Genomic DNA, 20,877 nt, shown 5'->3' with positions numbered 1-20,877 from the left:
TGCCACTCAATGTAAGGGCGGCCCCCGCCGGAGTGGCGGGGGCCGGTCGTGCAGAGGCGCTGGTCTGCGTCAGGCGGGGCCGAACTCGTCACGCCGGACGGCGGCGACGAAGGACGACCAGGCGGCGGGCGCGAAGGTGAGCGCCGGGCCGTTCGGGTCCTTGCTGTCGCGGACCGGGACGACGCCGGAGGTGGCGCAGGCCGGTGCCCACTCGACACAGCTGCCCCCGCCGTTCCCGCTGTAGCTCGACTTGACCCACTCCGCACCGGAGAGGTCAGGCGTGGTGCTCATGTCGGAAGTTCCTCCATCACGGACCGGATAAAGGCCGCCGAATCAGTCGGCGACAGGGCGGACGCCCTTAACAGATCGTATACCCGCTGCCGTTCGAGGACGCTTTCCTTTTCCTCCGTCAACGTGCCTGTCGTGATGCTCTCTTCGTAGGCGATTCGCGCGCCGGTGTCCGAGGTCATCAGGGTGAGAGTGCCTCCGGCCAGCGCATGTCCCCCGACGGTGAACGGGACGACCTGCACCATGGTCGTCTGCGTGTGCGTCAGCTCGGCAAGGTGTGTGAGCTGGCCCCGCATCACCTCCGCTCCGCCGAAGCCCCGGCGGAGTGCCGCCTCGTCCAGCACCGCCGAGTAGTCCTTCAACGTGCCGGAGGAAAGCGCCGACTTCCGACTCAGACGGGCGGTGACCAACTCCTCGATCTTGTCGTCCGGCGCCCAGGGGTTGGCCAGCGTGAATTGTGCCCGGGCGTAACCCTCCGTCTGCAGGAGCCCGGGCACGATCTGACCGCCGTACTCTCCGATCACCTCCGCTCGCGCCTCAAGTTCCATACGGCGCTTGAACTGGTCCGGGTGGATCTCCCTCGCCGCCAGCTGGTACAGCTCCTGAAAGATCCCGTCCGTCCCGAACGCCGCATCCAGTCGCGGCGGCAGATCCGGCGGCGGCATGGCGTCCGCCGTCTCGATGCGCGACAGGTGGCTGCGGCTGATGTTCACCACGTCGTTCAGCGCTTCGAGGCTCATTCCCGCACGCATTCTGTGGGCGCGCATCTTCGCGCCGAAGAGGTGTCGGGCACTTCGGTCAGGGGTCAGTTCACGCGGACGTGCGGGCACTGGACGACTCCCATCTCCCCAGGGACGGCGCCAAACAAAAGGCTCTGTTGCCTGCCGGTACGGAGCGCAATGCTCTCTGCACGCAACGTAGTAGGTCCCCGGTGGGCGTGGCGGTCGAACTGACGAATTGGCAGGGATGGCGATGGCGGACAAGCAGGTGGCGGGCGGTGTGGCCACGCAGGCGCGTATGTTCGCGCGGGGGGCGCGTTCGGTGGGCCGGGCGCGGGACTTCGTCGCGGCGGCGGTACGCGCGGGGGACCGGGCGGACGACATCCGGGTGTGCGTCTCCGAGCTGGTGACGAACGCCTTACGGCACACCCCCGCCGGCCGCCTCCTCCTCGTGCGGGTCGTCGCGCAGGAGCACCTCGTGCACATCGAGGTGCACGACGCCGGAAGCGGCGAACCCCACCTCTGCGCCCCCGCCGACACCGACGACCACGGCCGCGGACTGCTCCTCGTCGCCGCCCTCGCCGACGACTGGGGCACCGCCGACCGCGACGGCCCGGGCAAATGCGTCTGGGCGGCGTTCAAACTCCCCGGCGCTACGCCGCCGGCGGCGGCCGAGCGCTGAGCCCGACCCCGGTGTACGGGGCCTTGGGCATCAGCGGGTGGCCGCCCTCGGTCAGCTGGCCGAATGCCGTTCTACGCGAAGTCACGTCCCGTGCGCAGGGTGTGCGGGGTGCCTGGTTCGCCGGGCACGTCGGCGACCTGTGGAAGCGGCTCGTGCCGCGGCGGGAAGCCGCCGTCAGGGGCGGACCGCTCCCTGAGCCATTCCAGCGCCGCCACCGCCGAGCCGAGCACCGATATGTGGCCGTCCTCCGGCCGCGTCCACAGCTCCGCGCGCGGGCAGCGGCGGGCCAGCCACTCGCCGTGGGCGTACGGGATCACGCGGTCGCGCACACCGTGCAGGAGCAGCGCCGGGACGGTCACCGCGGACGGGTCGAAGCCCCAGGGGGCGACGTTGGCGAGGTCGTCGTCGATCAGGCCGCCGGGGCCGGACGCGAGCGCGGGCTGTACGACGTCGTCGAACCAGGACCACGCGCCCTCCAGCGCCGCGTGGTCGGCCGGGGTGAACATCTCCGGGTCGTACGCCGCCGTCGCCTCGTACTCCTCCTTCGCCGCACGGCCCGCCGCGGCCGCCCGCAGCGACCCCGCGACGCCCGCCGCCATCCCCGCGAACCAGTCCAGCCCCGGCGCCCCGAACGGCGCGGGGCCCGCCACGCTCACCACCGCCGTGACCCGCTCCGGCGCCAGCGCCCCGCAGGCCAGGGCGTGCGCGCCGCCGCTGGAGTGCCCCACGGCGGCGAACCGGCCTATGCCCAGCTCGTCGGCGACCCGCACGGCGAGGGCCGCCGCCGACGCCATGTCCCGCCCGGGCAGCGGGGTCGAGCCCCCGTATCCCGGGCGGTCGTACGACACCCACCGGAGCCCCAGCCGCTCGGCGGCGGGCAGCAGCGGGCCGGGCGGCGTCCCGACGTTCGGCGTGCCGTGGTGCCAGAACACGGGGAGCCGATCGTCCCCGCCCCCGGTGTCGTACACGCGCAGCCGGCCCCCGCCCGCCGCCTCCACCTCGATCTCCCTCATGCCCCCACCTTGACCCACGGGTCTCACACCCGCCCCGCCCCTACCGCCAGGCGCGTACCAGGTCCTCCGGACCCCAGTGGGCCGCCAGCGGCAGGCCCTCGGCCCGGTCGCGTAGGCACAAACGTAGATTCAAGACTACGTAGAATGAATCTACGTTCGGCTTACCCGTTCGCGTCGCCCGGCACCACCGCCAGCGCCTCGACCTCCACCCGGAAGTCCGGGCTCACCAGCCCCGACACCTGCACCAGCGAGCTGGCCGGCGGGTGCTCGGGGTCCTGGAGCTCGTCCCGTACGCGGCGGAACGCCGGGAGGTCGGCGAGGTCGGTGAGGTAGACGGTCAGCTTGACGACGTGCTCCAGGCCGGAGCCCGCCGTCGCCAGCGCCGTCGCGAGGTTGGCGTAGACCTGGCGCACCTGCGCCTCGGCGTCGTTCTCGCCGACCAGCCGGCCGTCGCCGTCCAGCGGCACCTGGCCGGAGACGGCGACCATGGTGCCGGTGAAGGTCACCGCGTGGCTGTAGCCGTTGACCGGCGGGGATCCCTCGGGCCGGACGATGTGCCGCATGTGCTGCTCCGCTCGTCGTTCGTGTCTCCGGTCCTCGAACCTACCTTCTGCACGAACCATGCATTCCGCTTAGCTAACAGGTGATATCCGGACACATCAGGCTGCATTCCCTCGTTTCCGCGCGCTCGATGGCAGCCTGGAAGGAACGACGTGCACGAGCGAAACGGGGGCGAGTCATCGTGCGCATTGTGGTGATCGGTGCAGGCGTGATCGGTACGGCGCTGGCGGCCCGGCTCTCAGGTTCCGGGGCAGAGGTGTGGCTGCTGGACGGGGGCGAACCGGGGGCGGGGACGACGGGGAGCTCGATGGCCTGGATCAACGCGCACTCCAAGAATCCCCGCCACTATCACGACCTGGCGGTCTCGGGCATGCGCGCGCACGCGGCGCTCGTCCGCGAGACCGGCCCCGCCGCGTTCGCGGAGGGGCACGGTGGCGAGGGCGCCGGGTGGTACCGGCCCGGCGGCGCCCTGCGGTGGGCCTCCGGCGGCCCGGGGCTCGACGTGCTCCGGCAGACCGTCGCGCGGCTGCGGGACCGGGGGTACGCCGCCGAGTGGATCCCCGTGCCGCGCGCCCGGGAGCTGGAGCCCGCGGTACGGATCGACGACGGCGACCGGGTCGCGTACTTCCGCGACGAGGCCGCCGTCGACCCGGGCCCGCTCGTCGCCCATCTCCTCGCCACCGCCCGCGCCGGCGGCGTCCGGGTACGTACCGGCGGGGCCGCCCGCGTCGTGGGCGTCGACACCGCCGGCGGCCGGGTGCGCGGCGTGCGGTGCGCCGGGGGCGAGACGGTGGCGGCGGACGTCGCGGTGTGCTGCGCGGGCTGGCGCACCCCGGAGGTCGCCGCGCTGGCCGGCGCGTACGTGCCGCTGGTGCCCGGCGACGCGCCGGGGTCGGAGGCGCCGACGCTCCTGGCGCACCTCGAACCGGCCGCGGGCGCCCCGCGGCTGACCCGCATGGTGCTCACCCCGGGGCTGCACGCCCGCCCGCTCGCCGGCGGGCGCGTCTACCTGGAGGCGCTGGACCTCAACGACGAGGTCGACCGGCACACCCCCGCCGACCGCGTCGCCGCGCTCGCGCGCGAACTGCTGGACCGCGCGCACGGCGTGCTGCCCGCGGTCGCGGCGACGGCCCGGCTCGTCGGCGGCCGGGTGTGCACGCGCCCGATGCCGCCGGACGACAACGCCATCGTGGGCTGGACCGACGGCGCCGAGGGGCTGTACACGGTCGTGACGCACAGCGGGATGACCCTGTCGCTGCGGCTGGGGGAGCTGGTGGCGGGGGAGTTGCTGAGCGGCCGGGAGGCGCCGGAGCTGGCGCCGTACCGGCCGGCCCGGTTCGTACGCTGACGACCTGCCGGTCGGAAAGGCGGGCGCCGTGGATCGGAGAGGCGGGTCAGCCCGCCGCCCGCCGGGCCTGCGTGCCGCCCCCCGGTGACCCTGCACCCCTCGCCGGCCCCGGCCCGGCCAGCGCAGCGCCCTCGCCTCACCGCAGCGCCCGCGCCGCCCGGTACGAGAACTCCCGCGCCGCCGGCACGTTCCGGAACGGCCGCAGCCGCTCCCGGAACCCCACGAGGTAGCTCCGCACCCGCTCCGACTGGATGTCCTCCGTCGCCCGCAGCGCGCCGGTCGCCACCTGGCAGGCGTGCTCGACCTCGCGCTGCTGGAGCCACGCCGTCGCCAGCACGACGCGCGTGAACGCGATGCTGCGCGCGTACCGGTCCGTGCGGGCCGCGATGCCGTGCTCCGCGTGCGGCCGGGCGGCGCGGGCCTGGCGGAGGTCGACGAGGCAGTGCGCGATCTCGTCGTGCAGCTCGGCGGCGGTGAAGTAGCGCAGCCAGACCGGCTCCTGGGCGGCGCCGCCCGCGGACAGGGACCGTTCGGCGTGGGAGAGGGCGATCGCCGTCGCGCGCGGGTCGTGCAGCCGGGCGTGCGCGCGGGCGGCCATGGCGTGCAGCGCGGCCTGCCCGGCGGGGGTCAGCCCGGGCTCGGCGAGCCCGGCCTCGGCGAGTTCGACGGCCTCGCGGTAGTCGCCGAGGTGGACGGCCTGGTGGGCGAGGGTGCCGAGGATCTTGGCGGCGAAGGCGCGGTCGTGGCCGTGGTACGCCATGTCGAGGGCCAGGCGCAGGTAGCGGCGGGCGGCGCCGTGCCGGCCGGTGTCGTACAGCAGGTGTGCGGTGTGGTGGGTGACGAGGGCGGCGGCGCGGAAGAGGTTGCGGCCGACGGACCCGGTGTAGGTCCCTTCGAGCATCGGAAGCACATCGGTACGGAGATGGGTCATCGCTATCGAGCGGGCGGCGCCGCCGCCGTAGCGGTTGTCGAGCATCGCCAGGTGTTCGGTCAGCGCGTGGATGCGCGCGATGTCCGGCTGCCCGACGCGGTACGTGCCGAGGGCCCGCTGCGGCGGCGCGGGCGGTGTGGCGCCGCGCCAGCGGCGGACGGAGTTGCGCAGGGCGGCGGCGGAGACGGCGGGGAGGGAGTAGCGCGGGTCGGCGTCCCAGAGCTGGGCGGCGGTGCGGACGGCGCCGAGGGGGGTGGACGGGCCGCGGAGGCCGAGGTCGTCGGGGAGGAGGCGGCGGCCGGTGGGGGCGGCGCCGCCGGCGAGAGGGGGGCCGGCGGGGGCGGGGGCGGCGATGTCGCCGGGGGTGACGTCCCGGCCGAGCCGGCGGGAGAACACGGCGGCGATCAGCTCGGGCGGTACGGAGGGGCCGAAGCTGCCGCGGAGCCAGCGCTTGACGTAGGTGTGCGTGCAGCGCAGTTCGAGTCCGCGCCGCCGGCCCAGCTCGCGGACCTGCCCGGCGAGGGAGGTGGGGGTGAGACCGGCCTCGCGCATGAGGGCGGCGAGCCGGACGTTGACGCGTACGTAGTCGCCTCCGGCCTCAGCCCCGGTCCCGGTCCCGGGTGTCGGGGCGCCCCCGCCCCGGTCCCGTACGGCGGACTCCCGGCCCGCGCGACCCGGAACCCCCCGGCCCGAACGACCCGAAAGGCCCCGCTCCCGAGCCGTCGCCCCCCGGCCGCTCCCCGCGCCCTCCTCCGCCACGCCCGGCTCCCGCCCCGCGCCGCCCCGACCCCGGCCGCCGGCGGGTCCCCGTACCGCCCCCAGCCCCTCCCGCGCGAAGCGGTTCCGCCACCGGGCCACCGTCGTCGGCGTGACGCCCAGCCGCGCCGCCACTTCCCCGTTGGACTCGCCCGCCGCACACCCGAGGACGATGAGGCAGTGCCGCCGTCTCGACGCCGGGGTGGCGCTGTGTGCGACCAGGTGTTCGAGGAAGTGGAGTTCCCGGGCCGTCAGTGTCAACCGGGTCGTGGGCCTGCCTCGCGTCATGGTCGCGCATTATTGCCCGCCGGGCGCGTCCGGCAGGCCGCTCCCGCCCGGACGACCCCCGAACGACCTGGAAGATCACCCGATTTAATGCGCGGGGTGTCCGTGAACGCTCTGCACACCCCCGGAACTTACACATGGCACATGCCAGACGGCAGGCTACGGAGCGCAATGTTCCGGTCTGAGCCGGCAGATCGAGGTACGCCACACATGACCACGACGGGACCACCCGCCGACGGCCGCACCCCGCACCCGGGGGGCGACGACGCCCTCCCGGAGCCGGAGCCGCAGCACGACCCCGGCCCCGGCCCCGTACCGCCGCCGCCCACGCTGCTGCGGGTCGAGCTGGCCAAGCGCGGCTGGGCCAGATTCTCGACGTTCGAGGTCCACTACACCCACGCCGCGCGCAAGGCCGCCGCCGAGTACGGCGACCCGCGGCTGGCCCGACTCACCATCTCCAGCACCACCTTCAAGCGCTGGCTCGCCGGGGAGCAGATCCCGCGCGGCAACGCCGGCACCGTCCTGGAGCACATGCTCGGCATCGACGTCGACGCGCTCCTCGGCCCCGCGCCCACCCGCACGTTCACCACCCCCCGCCTCCCCGACGACGCCTCCCTCGCCACCGCCCGCGCGCTCGACGTCACCTGGTCCACCTCCTTCCTCTCGCCCACCGCCCCGGCCCCCGGCGGCGGCGGGGTCTGGCAGCTCGACGGCCACCGCGTCTTCGACGGCACCTCCGTGGCCGTGCAGCTGTACGAGGCGGAGGGCGGCCCGGACAGCGTCGTCATCGGGCCCGACGACCACCCGCACCTGCGCGACTTCATCCGCCCCGCGCGCCGGGCGCTGCTGCTCGCCGCGCTCGGCGCGCGGCGCGGCGACGGGCTGTTCGTGCTCGACGCCGTACGCGCCCGCCAGCCCGTCGCCGCCGACCCGGTCGACGTGCTGCCGATACCGCGCGCGTACCGGCTCGACGACCTCACGTACGGGGTCCTCTGGGCCGTCCTCAACCTCGACGACGGGCTCCTCGCCGACGACGCCGTGCTGGAGGCGGAGCGCGGCGGCCTGGACGACTTCCTGGGGCGCGAGCGCTCCGCCGTGGCCCGCTCGGCGATGCCCGAGCTGTCCGACGTCGGCACCGCGTGGCTCGGCTCGTACGTCTGCGACCAGCACGTCCTGCGCCGGCTGCGGGCGGATCCGGGCGGCGAGCCGCCGGTGTTCTGGGCCCGCGAGCAGTACGGCGAGGAGGCCGCCGCCTGGCTGTTCTTCCGCCACAAACACGACTACCTGCGGTCGCTGCGCGAGACGCTCGCCGGCACCGACGGGCCGCACGGCCACGCCTTCTGCCTGCCGCACAACGCGGTCAAGACCAGCGAGCGCTACGAGCGCACGCTGCTGTTCCTGGCGCTCGCGCTGCTGGAGCGGCGCGGGCTGACCACCTGGGTGTGCACGGAGCCGGAGTACGCGCAGGTGGACGGGTTCGCCCTGCTGCCCGGTCAGCGCGCGGTGATCGCCAACTGGCTGCGTACGGACGGCATCTGGCAGGTCGACACCACCGGCCACTGGGCCCGGCTGCGGGCCTACACCGACGCCGTACGGCACGCGCGGACGCACAGCGTCACCGACGGTGCCACGGCGGCGGAGCGGCTGCGCCGGCTGGCGGACCACCTGGACCTGGACTGGCGCTGGCTCACCGCCCGGTGTGCGGAGCTGGGGCGCTACGGCAGCGCGGGGATGCTGCGGCCGCGCAGCCGGCTGATCGGGCTGGAGGAGCTGGACGACGTGCTGCGGTTCGTCGGCGAGCTCGGTGAGGTCGGCGGGGCCGCCGGTGACGGCCCCCGCCGCGGACCCGGACGCGACGCCGTACGCGGTGACTTCGGCGCCCTCGCCGGCGCCGGCCACGGGCCCGGTCCCGGAGCCGCGACGGGCGCCGGGACCGACGCCGTGACCGGCGGAAACCGAACGCAGTTCCGGCCCGACCGGTCCCGCGGCGGGCGAAGATGAGGCACACGTTCGAACGCCCGGGAAGCGACCCTCAAACGACCCCGGGGACCGGTGGCAACGACACCCGCCGCTGAGCAATGTAGGTGTGGCTCACGGTGCCGTTGAGACGACCGTGACCATCCGATCTTGTGTGCGCCGCGCGCGCACTGCCCGGCAGCCGGCCGGAAGAAACGCCGCACGACGCCGTACGACAGCGCAGCCTCTGTGCGCTCTCCGCGTACGGCCCAGCCAGCGAGGAAGCTCATGTCCGACCACCCCGCTCCGGCCGGGACCGCCGCCCCCAGCCCGGGCCGGTTCGGCTCCCGGCGGCGCCGCACGGGCCGCGCCCTGCGCGGCCGGCTCTGGCGGGTCACGCTGCTGCCGGTGACCGCCGCGCTGCTGGTGGGCGGCGCCACGACGTACGCCGCGCTCGTCGGCGGGTCGACGAGCGCCGAGACCCGCATGATCATCGGTGCCGGGGTGCTGGCCGTGGTGGGCATCACGGTCCTGGCGATCCTCCGCATCGGCGCGCTCGCGGACGCACTCGACGCGGCGGAGGAGGCCCGTACGGAACGCAACGCGGAGCTGACCGCGCTCCTCGAAGCCGCGCAGCGCGAGCTGCTGCGCCTGGTCGACCAGGCGCAGCGCGGCGAACGCCCCGAGCCCGACGCGAGGGCGCTGTCCACTTCCCCCGCCGGCTTCGCCCCCGCCGGCGGGGGTGCCGCCGACGTCACCCCCGAGTCGGTGGAGCGGCTGGTGCACGCCACCGTGCACGCCGCGCTCAAGGCCGTCGTCGACGTCTCGTCCCGCGGCCGCATCGAGGTCTTCGTCAACCTCGCCCGCCGGCTCCAGAACCTCGTGATCCGCTCCCTCGACGAGCTGGACGGGCTGGAGAAGCGGGTCGAGGACCCGGACCTGCTGCACGGCCTCTTCCAGCTCGACCACCTCGTCACCCGGCTGCGCCGCCAGGTCGAGAGCCTGGCGATACTCGGCGGTGCCGTGCCGCGCCGCATCAGCCGGCCGATGCCGGTGAACGCCGTGCTGCGCTCGGCGGTCTCGGAGGTCGAGGACTACGGGCGCGTCAAGCTGGTGCCGCCGATGACGGGCGTGCTGCAGGGCGGCGTCGCCCCCGACGTCATCCACCTCATCGCCGAACTCGTCGAGAACGCCGCCGGGTTCTCGCCGCCCGACACCAAGGTCGAGCTGCGCGTGGAGCCGGCGGCGGCCGGGCTGGTCGTGGAGATCGACGACCGCGGGCTGGGGCTCCAGAGCGACACGCAGGACCGGATGAACACCCTGCTGAGCCGGGCCACGCCGCAGGCGGTGGACGAGCAGATCAAGGACGGCCGGATAGGGCTGCTCGTCGTCGCGCACCTCGCGCGGCGGCACCGGATCCCGGTGCAGTTGCAGCGGAACGTGTACGGGGGCTGCCGCGCCACGGTGCTGCTGCCCAACGCGCTGTTGCAGGAGTCCGAGGACGCGGGCGAGCGCGCCGGCGCCGGTGAGCGGGCCGCTGCCGCCGCCCGCGAGCAGCAGCAGGAGCAGCGCCGTCCCGCGCCGGCCGCCGCGCTGCCCGGGCCGGAGACACACGCCCAGCCGCAGGCCCAGCCCCAGGCCCAGGCCCAGCCCCAGACCCAGGCCGAGCCTCAGACTCAGCCCGCGGCTATCGCCGCCGCGCCGCCGCCCGCCCGGTCGTCCGCCCCCGAGGCCACCCGCGCGCCGGCGGCCTCGGGCGCGTACGGGCACACCGGCGCGTACGACAGCTCCGCCGCGTACGAGAGCCCGAGCGAGTACGACTCCACCACCCCCTACGAGGGCACCGCCGCCCATGAGCGCACCGCCCCCCACCCCGCGCCCGCGACCGGCCACCCCGAAGCCCCCGCGCCCGCGCCGCCCCACGCCGGCTACACCCCCCGGCACGCGGCCCCCGCGCCCGCCCCGCCCCCCGCCGCCGGCGAGCGCCCCCCGCTGCCCGAGCGCTCCGGCAGCCACCTCGTGCCCGAGCTGCGCCGCGAGCCTTCCCCCACCGGCTACGCCCTCACTGGCGGGGGTACCCCCACCCCCGGCGGCGGACCCGCCGCGGCACCCGCGCCCGCCCCCCTCAACACCGGCCTCATGGCGAGCTTCACCGCCGGCTCCCGCGCCGCCGGGGCCGGTGAACACGCCGCGGACCGGCGCGGCGCCGCCACGGCCGACGACTACCCCGACGACTACGCCACCCCCACCCCCTCCCCCACGCACCAGCACCGATCCACGGAAGGCCCGTCTTCGTGAGCGAAAGCCTCGACTGGCTTCTGGCCAACTTCGTCCAGCAGGTCGCCAGCGCCCGCAGCGCCGTCGTCGCCTCGACCGACGGCGTGCGGATGCACGCCCACGACCTCGACACCGCCGCCGCCGACCGGCTGGCCGCGGTGGCCACCGGGCTGTTCTCGCTCGGCGCCGGCATCGGCACCGGCACCGCGCGCGGCGTGCGCCAGGTCCTCGTGGAACACGAGGACGTCGTGCTGTGCGTGATGGCCGCCGGGCCCGGCGCCATCCTCGCGGTGCTCGCCGAGCCGGACGCCGACCTGGGCGTCATCGGCTACGAGATGGGCCAGCTCGTCAAGCGCGTGCCCACGCACCTGACCTCCCCCGCGCGGGCCGCGGCGGCCGCGGCCCCGGGACCCGCGCGGTGACATGACGTCGTACGACGACGCCCCCTGGGTGATGGACGGAGCGCCGCGGTTACGTCCGTACGCGGTCACGGGCGGACGGACCGCGCCGACCCGTGCGCTGGCCCTGGAGACCCTGGTCATCGCCGCCCGGACGCTGCCGCGGGTGCCGCTGACACCGGAGCACGACGAGACGCTGCGGGAGTGCCGCGCGGGCCCGCGCTCGGTGGCGGAGGTGGCCGGGCGGCTCGGACTGCCGGTCGCGGTCACCAAGATCCTGCTCTCCGACCTGCTCGACACCTGCGCGCTCATCCTGACGGCGCCCGCGGGCCCGCCCGACCCCACCGACCCATACCTACTGGAGAAGGTCCTTGTCGGACTACGCAACCTCTGACGACTCCTTCGTCCCGCTGAAGATCGTGATAGCCGGCGGGTTCGGGGTCGGGAAGACCACACTGGTCGGGGCGGTGAGCGAGATCCCGCCGCTGACGACCGAGGAGACGCTGACCGCGGCCAGCGTCGACCACGACAGCCTGGACGGGGTGCCGGAGAAGGACGCGACCACGGTCGCCATGGACTTCGGCCGCATCACCCTCAGCGCCCACCACATGATGCTGCTGCTGTTCGGCACGCCGGGGCAGAAGCGGTTCTGGTTCATGTGGGACCACCTCGCGAGCGGCGCCATCGGCGCCGTCGTGCTCGCCGACACCCGGCGGCTCGCGGACTGCTTCGCGGCCGTCGAGTACTTCGAGCAGCGCGGCCTGCCCTTCGTGGTCGGCGTCAACGAGTTCGACGACGCCTACCGCTACACCCCGGAAGAGGTGAAGGCCGCGCTCCACCTGCGCAGCGACACCCCGGTGATGTGCTGCGACGCCCGCGCCACCGGCTCGGCGCGCAACCTGCTGATCACGCTGGTCGAGCACGCGCACGCGCGGTCCCTGGCGGCGCGGGCGGCGGCCGGGGACGTACCGCGGCCCGCGTCAGCGCCCGAGTCCGCGTCCGAGCCGGAGTCCGCCCAGCCCGTGCCCACCTCCCCACCGAGGAGCCCCGCATGACGACGTTCGACTACCACACCGCCCGCCATCTGATGACCGACGGGGAGCAGGACCAGGAGCTGGCGCGGCGCAAGCAGCGGCTGCACGAACTCGGCCTGGGCGACCACCCGGACCCGGAGTTCGACGCCTTCGCCGCCCGCCTCGCCGAGGGCGCCGCCGGCCTCGCCCAGCTGGGCGGCGGCACCCCGTACGCGATGGTCAACCTCATCACCGACCACCAGTACTTCACCGGCCTGTACGCGCCCCCCGCCGAGTGGGCCGACCCGAGCGCGGCGGAACAGCCCGGCAAGCCGGAGGTCAGCCGCATCATGGAGCGTGACCACGGCTACTGCCCGCACGTCGTCGGCCGGCGCACCGCGCTCGTGCTGCCCGACGTGTGCGCGTACCCGCGCTTCGCGGGCAACCCGGTGGTCGACCAGATCGGCATCCGCACCTACATGGGCGCGCCGCTCATCGACCCGGTGACCGACGTGACCCTGGGCACCGTGTGCGTGGTCGACACCGAGCCGCGCCCGTGGGGGCGGCAGGCCCAGGAGGGGCTGGAGTTCATCAAGACCCAGGCCCGCTCGCTGATGGACATCCTGAAGGAGCGGGACCGGGCGGCGAGCTGACAAGCCCGGGGGCCGTCCGGGGGCGTGCCCGCCCCCGGCCCCTCGGCGCCCGCGGCCCGCTACATGCCCTGGTGGGACGCCATCGCGTGCGGCGCGAGGCGGGCCGACCACGGCTCGTGGTCCGCGCCGAGCGCCACCTCCGCCAGCCGCAGCCGCTGTACGTCGGAGGTGCCGGCCGGCGGTAACACGTGGTACGCGTCGCGCAGATACCGCTCCACCGCCATCTCCGGGTAGAGGCCGCACGCGCCGTGCACCTCCATCGCCGTCCGCGCCGAGTCGAGCGCGGACTCGACGTTGACCAGCTTGGCGTTCTGCAACTCGGCGTCGCACGGCAGCCCGCGGTCCAGCAGGTGCGTCGCGTGGTACGCGGCCAGCCGGGCGGTCATCAGCCGCGACTGCATCTCCCCGAGCCGCTGCTTGACCGTGCCCAGCTCCGCCAGCGGCCGCCCGTAGCGGATCTGCCGCGCGGCAAAGGAGGTGGTCTCCTCGACGAGCGCCTGGTGGATGCCGAGCGCGACGGCGGTGAGGTTCGGCCTGCCGTACAGGATGCTCGACGAGTACGCGACCGACAGCCCGTCGCCCTCCCGCCCCAGCAGGTTCGCCGCGGGCACCCGGCAGTTGTCGAAGACCACCTCGCCGAAGCTGAAGCCGTGCAGCCCCATGGCGGGCCGGTGCGGGCCCAGCGTGCAGCCGGGGCGGTCGGCCTCCACGAGCAGCGCCGACAGGCCCTTGGAGCCCGCCCCGGTGCGGACGACGACGCCGTGGAGATCGCCGACGTGGCTGTTGCCGACGTACACCTTGCGGCCGTTGACCACGTACTCGTCCCCGACCCGCTCCGCGTGCGCCGACATCCCGAGCACGTGGCTGCCGGAAGTGGGCTCGGTGACGGCTATGGTCGGCATGCAGACACCGGCGCAGACCAGCGGCAGCCACGTCTTCTTCTGCACGGCGCTGCCGAAGTGCACGATCTTCGCCACGCCGAGCTGCGACGCCTGCACCATCGCGCCCATGGCGGCGCTCACCCGCGAAAGCTCCTCGATCACGATCGTTTTGGCGAGGTGGCCGAGCTCCATCCCGCCGTACTCGGCCTCCACGGTGACGCCGAGCCAGCCCTGCCGGGCGATGTCGCGGGACAGCTCGTACTGCACGCTCCGCGACTCCTCCATTCCCGGGACCCGGGGGCGGACCTCTCGTTCCGCATAGGCGCGGACCTCCTCCCTGAGCCGTATATGACGCTCCGTGAGGAAGTAACCGTCCATCTGAGTCTCGCCTTCTCGCGTGCAGGTGGGGTGAGCAGGTCGGCGTGGGCCTGTGGTGACGTGAGGCAGGGTGGGCCTCTGTCCACGGTGGTGATTTATCGCCTTCGCCGCAGTACCCCGAAACGCTCGCTTCCGGGTCGTTCACCTCCCCGTGTGCGCGTCGTCGCGCTCCGCGCCCGCCTCGTATGCCGGTTACGCCCCTTTCGCTGGACGCGCCGTCCAACCCCAACGCACCCCAAACGGCCCCCGGCCGGGCGGCAGCGACCGGCCGGGGGGCCCGCGGGGGGAGCCGTCAGCCGAAGGCCACGGAGAAGCGGCGGTTGGCGAGGCTCGGGTTCTTCGCCCGCACCTCCGCCACCCGCGCGGCGTCCAGGACCGCGGACGCCGTCCCGGGCGTCTCGCCCGCCGAGGCGGCGATCTGGCCCATGGGGTCGACGACGGCGCTCTGCCCGCACCAGGTGGGCCCCGTCTGCCCGCAGCCGAGGACGTACGCGGTGTTCTCGATCGCCCGGGCCCGCAGCAGGGTGGTCCAGTGGTCCTCCTTGACCGGACCCGCAACCCAGGCGGCGGGCACCACGAGGGCGTCGGCGCCGGCGTCGACCAGGAACCGGGCCATCTCCGGGAAGCGGAGGTCGTAGCAGGTCATGACGCCGACGGTGAGGCCGCCGAGAGCGAAGGTCAGCGCCTCGGCGGGCTGCGGCTGGATGCGGTCCGACTCGCGGTAGCCGAAGGCGTCGTAGAGGTGGACCTTGCGGTAGACGCCGAACGGCTCACCGCCGCGGTCCACGGCCAGGACCGTGTTGCTGGGCTTCCCCCCGCCGGCCGCCGCCGGGGCCTCCGTCATACCGGCGACGATCGCGACGCCGTGCGCCTTCGCCATGGCGGCGACCGCGGTGGCGAACGGCCCGTCGACCGCCTCGGCGTGGACGGCGGTCTCGGCGCGCGGATCGGGGTCGGCGTACATGGCGTTCTCGGGGAGGACGACGAGATCGGAGCCCCGCGCGGCGGCGGTGGCGACGAGGTCGGCGGCGGCCTGGAGGTTGGCGGCCTTGTCGGTGGTGGCGGCGAACTGCGCGACGGTGGCGAGCATGAGTGGTGGTGCCTTTCGTGTAGTGGAGGGCTGGAGCCCGCCCAGTCCCGGGAGGGATGGGGGACAGCCCCGGTGGGGCCGGGAGGTGTGGCCCCCGGCGGGGGTCGGGGCCGTAACCCCGGGAGCGGGTCCGGGGACGCGGCCCCGGGGGTTCGGGGGGCCGTAGCCCCGGGAGGGATCTGGGCGTAGCCCCGGTGGGTTTGCGGGCGTAGCCCCGGGAGTGGTCTGGGGGCGCGGCCCCGGGGGTTTGGGGGCCGTAGCCCCGGGAGGGATCTGGGCGTAGCCCCGGTGGGTTTGCGGGCGTAGCCCCGGGGAGTGGTCCGGGGACGCGGCCCCGGGGGTTCGGGGGCGCAGCCCCCGGAGGGGTCCGGGGCGCAGCCCAGGGAGGGGCCTGGGGCGCAGCCCCGGGGGTAGTCCCCCCCGGAGGGGGTCCGGGGCCATAGCCCCGGGGGTTTGGGGGCGCAGCCCCCGAGGGGGCCCGGGGCACGGCCCCGGGGTCCGGGGGCGCAGCCCCCGGTGGGGGGGGCGGCCGGCGGGGCCGGTGCTGGGGGTCCGGGGGCGCGAGCCCCGGGCTACCCCGCCAGCGCGTCGGTCTCGGCGACCGCGGCGCCGAACCCCGCCCGCAGCGCCCCGTGCTGCATGGTCAGGACCAGTTGGTCCGCCCCGTGCGCGAGCGCGAACGCCTTCTCCGCCACGGACCACGCCGGCAGCACCCACGGCTTGCCGGCCGCCCGCGCGGCGTCCGCGACGGCGGCGAGGTCGGCGAAGTCCGCTTCGCTCCGGGTGTACGCGCCGCGTCCGCGGCGCATCGACAGATCGCTGGGGCCGACGAACACGCCGTCGACGACGGGCAGTTCGAGGATCTTCTCGATTTCGTCGAACGCCCCGGCGTCCTCGATCATCGGGTAGACCCGGGTCTCGCGGTCCTGCCGGGTGATCCAGTCGTCGTCGAATCCTCCGTAGCCCGTGGTCCGGCCGCCCGCGAAGCTGCGGTCGCCGAGCGGCGGGAACTTGCCGTACGCGCAGACCTCGGCGGCGTGTGCGGCGCCCGCCACGTGCGGGACGACGACGGCGTCGGCGCCGAAGTCCAGCGCCTGCTGGATGGGACCGCGTTCGGGGCCGAGGACCTTGGCCAGTACGTCGAGGCCGAGGCGGCGGAGGAAGGGGATGAAGCGTTCCAGGTCGGCGAGGTCGAAGGCGCCGTGCTCGATGTCGAGCACCACGGCGCCGTACCCGGTCGCCGCCACGATCTCGGCGGTGGCGAAACCCGGGTCGGACAGCCAGGCGGCGTAGGCGCGCCGGCGGTCGGTCGTGCGCGGGAGCATGAGCCTCCTTCGAATGTAGTATACACTGCGTATACACAATGACGGACGGGAACAGAGGGCGGGGAGCGTGTCAGGCGACGAGGGCGGCCGTGCGGTGACGGCGCGGGCGCGGGCGTACGAGTGGGTCCGGGAGGCCGTCCTGCTGGGGCGGTACCCGGAGGGCTCGTTCCTGGAGGAGAAGGTGCTTTCCGAGGCGGCGGGGGTGTCGCGGACGCCGGTGCGTGAGGCGCTGCACCGGCTGGCGGCCGAGGGGTATCTCGACCTGCTGCCGCGGCGCGGCGCGCAGGTCCGGCGCGTCACCGTGGCCGAGATGGCCGAGACGTACGAGATGCGGCAGGTGCTGGAGATCCACGGCTTCCGCACCTTGTGCGACAAGCGGCCGGAGATCCCCGCCCGGCAGGCCGGGCTGCTGGCGGAGATGGGCGACGCGGCGCTGCTGGCGCGCTGCCGGGCCGGCGACCGGGAGGCGATCGCCGAACACGGGAAGCTGGACTTCCAGTTCCACTTCGGCTTCGTCCAGGCCACCGGCAACACCGTGCTGACCGACCTGTTCCGCAGCCTCCGGCCGCGGCACCAGCGCATCGGGGTCTCGGCGATAACGATCCGCCCGGAGCGGCTGCCGCTCATCATGAGCGAGCACGCGGCGCTGCTCGACGCGCTCCGCGCGTACGACGTCGAGACCGCGTCCCGGACGATCCGCCAGCATCTGAACCCCGACCAGACGGTCGTCGCGCACTTGCAGTGACCGGCCGCGGCCGGAGGCGCCCCGCACGCCCCCGGCCCGTACCCCGCCGCTCCGCACGTCATCGGCCCTCACGCCGCCGCCATCTCGCGCCACAGCCGGCGGCGCTCCGCCTGCTGGGCCGGGTCCGGCACCGGCGCGGCGGCGACGAGCCGCCTGGTGTACTCGGTACGGGGCCGGGCCAGCACCTCGCGCGCCGGACCGTGCTCCACCAGCCGGCCGTTCTGGAGCACCGCCACCTCGTGCGCGAGGAGTTCGACGACGCCGAGGTCGTGGCTGATGAACAGGCACGCGAAGCCGAGCCGGTCCTGCAACTCGCGGAACAGCCGCAGCACCGTGGCCTGCACGGACACGTCCAGCGCGGACGTCGGCTCGTCGGCGATCAGCAGCTCCGGCTCCAGCGCCAGCGCGCGGGCGATGCCGACGCGCTGGCGCTGGCCGCCGGACAGCTCGTGCGGGAACCGGCCCGCCCACGCCGCCGGCAGTTCCACCTGCTCCAGCAGCTCGGCCACCCGGGCGTCCGCGGCGGCGCGGTCGGCGCGGCGGTGGACCAGCAGCGGCGCGGCGATCGAGGCGCCAATCGACCAGCGGGGGTTGAGCGAGGCGCCGGGGTCCTGGAAGACCATCGAGTACGTCGGCCGGAAGGCGCGCAGCCGGCGCCCGGACAGGCCGGTGACGTCGGTGCCGCAGACCTCGACGGACCCGGCGGTCGCGCGGGCCAGCCCGACGACGGCCCGGCCGATGGTGGACTTGCCGGAGCCGGACTCGCCGACCAAGCCGAGGACTTCGCCCCTGCCGATGGTCAGGCTCACGCCGTGCACGGCCTTGAACCCCTTGCGGCCCAGCCGCCCGGGGTACTCGACCTCCAGGTCCCGTACCCGCAGCGCCGTGTCCTTCGCCGGCCCGGGCGCGGTCACCGCGGCGCCCGCCTCCGCCGCGTCTGCCTCCGCCGCGTCCGGGAGTGGGGGTACCCCCGCCAATGAGGGCGTAGCCGGCGGGGGAGGCGGCTTGGGCACGGCGGCCAGCAGGCGGCGGGTGTACTCGTGCGCGGGCGCGGCGAACAGCCGCCGCACGGGCGCCTCCTCGACGACCTCGCCCTCCTTCATCACCACCACCCGGTCGGCGATGTCGGCGACCACGCCCATGTCGTGCGTGATGATCAGCACCGCGGAGCCGAGGTCGCGGCGCAGGCCGCGCAGCAGCTCCAGGATCTCGGCCTGCACGGTGACGTCGAGCGCGGTGGTCGGCTCGTCGGCGATGATCACCTCGGGGTCGCCGGAGATCGCCATGGCGATCATCGCGCGCTGCCGCTGGCCGCCGGAGAGCTGGTGCGGGTAGCTGTCCACGCGGCGCTCCGGGTCCGGGATGCCGACCTTCGTCAGCAGTTCGACGGCCCGGGCGCGGGCGGCGGCCGCGGAGACCTTCTCGTGGCAGCGGATGGCCTCGGCGATCTGCCGGCCGATCGTGTAGACGGGGTTGAGCGCCGTCATCGGCTCCTGGAAGATCATCGCGATCCGCTTGCCGCGTACGGCACGCAGCGCCTCGTGGCCGAGGCCGAGCAGCTCGGTGTCGTGGAAGCGGATGCTGCCGCGGTGCCGGGCGCTGCCGGCGACCAGGCCCAGGACGGACATCGAGCTGACCGACTTGCCGGACCCGGACTCGCCGACCAGCGCGACGACCTCGCCGCGGCCGACGGTGAAGCTGACATCCCGGACGGCGGGGGTCCACTCGCCGGCGACGCGGAAGTCCACCGACAGCCGCTCGACGCACAGCACCGGCCCGGGGCTCTTCTCCTTCTCGTCCACGCCGGTCACCGCGGCCCCGCCGCGGTCTCGGGCGTACGGGTGTTGCGGTCGTACTCCGCCAGGTACGCGGCGCAGAAGCCCAGCACCCGCTCGATCCACACCTTGCCGGTCTCGGCGCTGCCCAGGCTCACGTCGCCGGTGCAGCCGGTGGCGCTGATCTCGGAGAAGTCCCAGAGCACCGTGCCGGGTACGGGCTGGCCGGGGATGGCCGCCTCGGTGTAGCTCGTCGGCGTCCAGCCGGCGGCGGAAGAGAGGCCGCCGGGCTCGGCCAGCTCGCTCTGCACCTGCTCGGGGAACATCGCCAGCATCGCCGAGTGCTCCGGCTCGGCGCCGTGCCCGTAGGCGGTGGCGGGGTCCTCGTACACGTCGCGCATGAGGGCGTAGCCGAGCTGCCAGGGGTAGAGGTGGCCGACGAGGACGCCGAAGTCGCGGCGGGCGTCGAGGGCGGCGCCGGTCACCGGGCCGACGTTGCCGCCGTTGTTGTCGACGAGGACGATGCGCCGGAAGCCGGACGCGACGAGCGCCTCGACGATCTCGTACGTGACGTTGCGCAGCGTCTCCTGGCTCAGCGAGAGGTTCCCGGCGAAGCCGCGGAAGACGCCGGAGTGGCCGTAGTTGAGGGCGGGCGCGACCCAGTAGCCGTGCTCGCGGGCGAGCCGGTCGGCGACCCACTCGGCGACGATCGAGTCCTCGTGGACCGGCAGGTGCGGCCCGTGCTGCTCGATGGCGCCGATGGGCAGCAGGACGACCGGGTCCTGCTCCGCCAGCTGCTTGACCTGCGTCCAGGACAGCTCGCCGAGGCGGTGGGTGTCGGGCAGGGAGACGGCCATGGGGTTCGGTTCCTTTCGCTGTGGTGCGGTGGTGCGGCGGTACGCGGCGGACGGCTCACGACTTGGTGCCGCTGCGGCGCGGGTCGAGCAGGTCGCGCAGGCCGTCGCCGAAGACGTTCAGCGCGAGCACGATGAGGACGATGAGGACCGACGGGTAGATCAGCAGCGTCGGCTGGACCTCCAGGAAGTCGCGGCCCGCGCCGACCATCGTGCCGAGCGACGGCAGCGGCGGCTGGGCGCCGAGGCCGAGGAAGCTCAGCCCCGCCTCCAGCTGGATCGCGAAGCTCACCGACAGGCTGAGCTGCACGATCACCGGCGCGGCGACGTTCGGCAGGATCGTGCGCAGCAGGATGGTGCTGCGGCCGGTGCCCATGATCTCGGCGGCCTCGACGTACTCCACGCCGCGGATCGCCAGCACCTGGCTGTAGACGATCCTGGTGAACCGCGGGATGTACAGCACGCCGATGACCAGCACGACGTTGACCAGCTCCGGCCCCATCGCGGCCACCACGGCGATGGCCAGCACGATCGGCGGGAAGCTGAGCAGGATGTCGATCCCGCGCATGATGACGCCCGATGCCCAGCGCCCGCCGTAGCCGGCGACCAGGCCCAGCGCCGTGCCGATCGCCCCGGCGATGAGGACCGCGGACAGCGCGACGGCGAGCGACGTACGCAGCCCGATGAGCAGCCGGGACAGCACGTCGCGCCCGTAGTCGTCGACGCCGAGGACGCCGCCCTGGGTGAGCGGGGTGCCGGCGATGTCGCGGTAGTCGTGCGGCGCGAGCAGCGGGGCGAGCAGCGCCGCGGCGCAGACCAGCAGCAGGAAGCCGCCGGCGAGGGACGTACGGCGGTTGCCCGCCAGGCCGCGCAGCAGCTGCCGGCCGCCGCGGCGGGGCGGGGCGGCGGCGGGCCGGGCTGTCCGGGCGGTGAGTTCGACGGTCGGCAT

At 74.7% G+C, this 20,877-nt stretch carries 20 protein-coding genes; 9 read left to right on the top strand and 11 right to left on the bottom strand.

Annotation, left to right across the window (positions count from 1 at the left end; translation table 11 throughout):
- Positions 1-69: 69 nt before the first annotated feature.
- Positions 70-291, bottom strand: coding sequence for a DUF397 domain-containing protein (locus tag ACHZ99_RS12900; protein ID WP_420304615.1), 222 nt, complete (start codon positions 289-291; stop codon positions 70-72).
- The gene (locus ACHZ99_RS12895; protein WP_420304614.1) at positions 288-1,118 is read right to left on the bottom strand and encodes a helix-turn-helix domain-containing protein; all 831 of its coding nucleotides are present in this window, start codon (positions 1,116-1,118) and stop codon (positions 288-290) included. Before ACHZ99_RS12895 ends, ACHZ99_RS12900 begins: the two co-directional genes overlap by 4 nt.
- A 169-nt stretch (positions 1,119-1,287) precedes the next feature.
- On the opposite strand from ACHZ99_RS12895, the gene ACHZ99_RS12890 reads away from it, so the two are divergent.
- A complete protein-coding gene (locus ACHZ99_RS12890; RefSeq protein ID WP_420304707.1) occupies positions 1,288-1,689 on the top strand; it encodes an ATP-binding protein in 402 nt (133 codons plus the stop codon).
- Between the two features lie 71 nt (positions 1,690-1,760).
- On the opposite strand, the gene ACHZ99_RS12885 is transcribed toward ACHZ99_RS12890, so the two are convergent.
- Together ACHZ99_RS12885 and ACHZ99_RS12880 are read right to left on the bottom strand one after the other, a co-directional pair.
- Positions 1,761-2,702 (bottom strand): alpha/beta fold hydrolase, encoded by a 942-nt coding sequence (locus ACHZ99_RS12885; protein ID WP_420304613.1) that lies wholly within the window; start codon positions 2,700-2,702, stop codon positions 1,761-1,763.
- 161 nt (positions 2,703-2,863) lie between these two features.
- Positions 2,864-3,265 (bottom strand): RidA family protein, encoded by a 402-nt coding sequence (locus ACHZ99_RS12880; RefSeq protein ID WP_420304612.1) that lies wholly within the window; start codon positions 3,263-3,265, stop codon positions 2,864-2,866.
- Between the two features lie 188 nt (positions 3,266-3,453).
- Here ACHZ99_RS12880 and ACHZ99_RS12875 point away from each other — a divergent pair, with 188 nt between their 5' ends.
- A complete protein-coding gene (locus ACHZ99_RS12875; protein WP_420304611.1) occupies positions 3,454-4,611 on the top strand; it encodes an NAD(P)/FAD-dependent oxidoreductase in 1,158 nt (385 codons plus the stop codon).
- 136 nt (positions 4,612-4,747) lie between these two features.
- Here ACHZ99_RS12875 and ACHZ99_RS12870 read toward each other — a convergent pair whose 3' ends face one another.
- Positions 4,748-6,586, bottom strand: a complete 1,839-nt coding sequence (locus tag ACHZ99_RS12870; protein ID WP_420304610.1) for a helix-turn-helix domain-containing protein — start codon at positions 6,584-6,586, stop codon at positions 4,748-4,750.
- Positions 6,587-6,793: 207 nt separating this feature from the next.
- Between ACHZ99_RS12870 and ACHZ99_RS12865 the strand changes: the two genes are divergently transcribed.
- From ACHZ99_RS12865 to ACHZ99_RS12840, 6 genes are all read left to right on the top strand, one after another.
- Positions 6,794-8,584 (top strand): hypothetical protein, encoded by a 1,791-nt coding sequence (locus ACHZ99_RS12865; protein ID WP_420304609.1) that lies wholly within the window; start codon positions 6,794-6,796, stop codon positions 8,582-8,584.
- Between the two features lie 243 nt (positions 8,585-8,827).
- Positions 8,828-10,837: an ATP-binding protein gene (locus ACHZ99_RS12860; RefSeq protein WP_420304608.1), complete on the top strand. Its 2,010-nt coding sequence runs from the start codon at positions 8,828-8,830 to the stop codon at positions 10,835-10,837.
- Entirely contained in the window at positions 10,834-11,238 is a 405-nt protein-coding gene (locus ACHZ99_RS12855; RefSeq protein WP_420304607.1) for a roadblock/LC7 domain-containing protein, read from the top strand. The genes ACHZ99_RS12860 and ACHZ99_RS12855 overlap by 4 nt, the downstream gene beginning before the upstream one ends.
- A 1-nt stretch (position 11,239) precedes the next feature.
- The gene (locus ACHZ99_RS12850; RefSeq protein WP_420304606.1) at positions 11,240-11,608 is read left to right on the top strand and encodes a DUF742 domain-containing protein; all 369 of its coding nucleotides are present in this window, start codon (positions 11,240-11,242) and stop codon (positions 11,606-11,608) included.
- A complete protein-coding gene (locus ACHZ99_RS12845; RefSeq protein ID WP_420304605.1) occupies positions 11,586-12,269 on the top strand; it encodes a GTP-binding protein in 684 nt (227 codons plus the stop codon). The genes ACHZ99_RS12850 and ACHZ99_RS12845 overlap by 23 nt, the downstream gene beginning before the upstream one ends.
- Positions 12,266-12,880, top strand: a complete 615-nt coding sequence (locus ACHZ99_RS12840) for a GAF domain-containing protein (protein WP_420304604.1) — start codon at positions 12,266-12,268, stop codon at positions 12,878-12,880. The genes ACHZ99_RS12845 and ACHZ99_RS12840 overlap by 4 nt, the downstream gene beginning before the upstream one ends.
- A gap of 59 nt (positions 12,881-12,939) precedes the next feature.
- On the opposite strand, the gene ACHZ99_RS12835 is transcribed toward ACHZ99_RS12840, so the two are convergent.
- The 3 genes from ACHZ99_RS12835 to ACHZ99_RS12825 all read right to left on the bottom strand — a co-directional run bounded on the left by ACHZ99_RS12835 (position 12,940) and on the right by ACHZ99_RS12825 (position 16,554).
- Positions 12,940-14,139: an acyl-CoA dehydrogenase family protein gene (locus tag ACHZ99_RS12835; RefSeq protein WP_420304603.1), complete on the bottom strand. Its 1,200-nt coding sequence runs from the start codon at positions 14,137-14,139 to the stop codon at positions 12,940-12,942.
- A gap of 292 nt (positions 14,140-14,431) precedes the next feature.
- Positions 14,432-15,229: a carbon-nitrogen hydrolase family protein gene (locus ACHZ99_RS12830; protein ID WP_420304602.1), complete on the bottom strand. Its 798-nt coding sequence runs from the start codon at positions 15,227-15,229 to the stop codon at positions 14,432-14,434.
- Positions 15,230-15,801: 572 nt separating this feature from the next.
- Positions 15,802-16,554 carry an HpcH/HpaI aldolase family protein gene (locus ACHZ99_RS12825; protein WP_420304601.1) on the bottom strand — a complete coding sequence of 251 codons (753 nt, stop codon included), beginning with the start codon at positions 16,552-16,554 and terminating at the stop codon, positions 15,802-15,804.
- Between the two features lie 67 nt (positions 16,555-16,621).
- Between ACHZ99_RS12825 and ACHZ99_RS12820 the strand changes: the two genes are divergently transcribed.
- Positions 16,622-17,299, top strand: a complete 678-nt coding sequence (locus ACHZ99_RS12820) for a GntR family transcriptional regulator (protein ID WP_420304600.1) — start codon at positions 16,622-16,624, stop codon at positions 17,297-17,299.
- Positions 17,300-17,367: 68 nt separating this feature from the next.
- On the opposite strand, the gene ACHZ99_RS12815 is transcribed toward ACHZ99_RS12820, so the two are convergent.
- The 3 genes from ACHZ99_RS12815 to ACHZ99_RS12805 are packed head-to-tail and all read right to left on the bottom strand — an operon-like array spanning position 17,368 to position 20,877.
- Positions 17,368-19,110, bottom strand: coding sequence for an ABC transporter ATP-binding protein (locus ACHZ99_RS12815; RefSeq protein WP_420304599.1), 1,743 nt, complete (start codon positions 19,108-19,110; stop codon positions 17,368-17,370).
- A complete protein-coding gene (locus tag ACHZ99_RS12810; RefSeq protein WP_420304598.1) occupies positions 19,107-19,931 on the bottom strand; it encodes a creatininase family protein in 825 nt (274 codons plus the stop codon). The genes ACHZ99_RS12815 and ACHZ99_RS12810 overlap by 4 nt, the downstream gene beginning before the upstream one ends.
- Positions 19,932-19,986: 55 nt before the next feature.
- Complete coding sequence (locus ACHZ99_RS12805) at positions 19,987-20,877, bottom strand: ABC transporter permease (RefSeq protein WP_420304597.1); 891 nt, start codon at positions 20,875-20,877, stop codon at positions 19,987-19,989.

The sequence above is a fragment of the Streptomyces sp. MAR4 CNX-425 genome, assembly GCF_048656465.1.
In the GTDB taxonomy this organism is placed as follows: Bacteria; Actinomycetota; Actinomycetes; order Streptomycetales; family Streptomycetaceae; genus Streptomyces.
The sequence above is the reverse complement of the archived record's forward strand: the minus strand, read 5'-3'. Positions and strand labels throughout refer to the sequence as shown.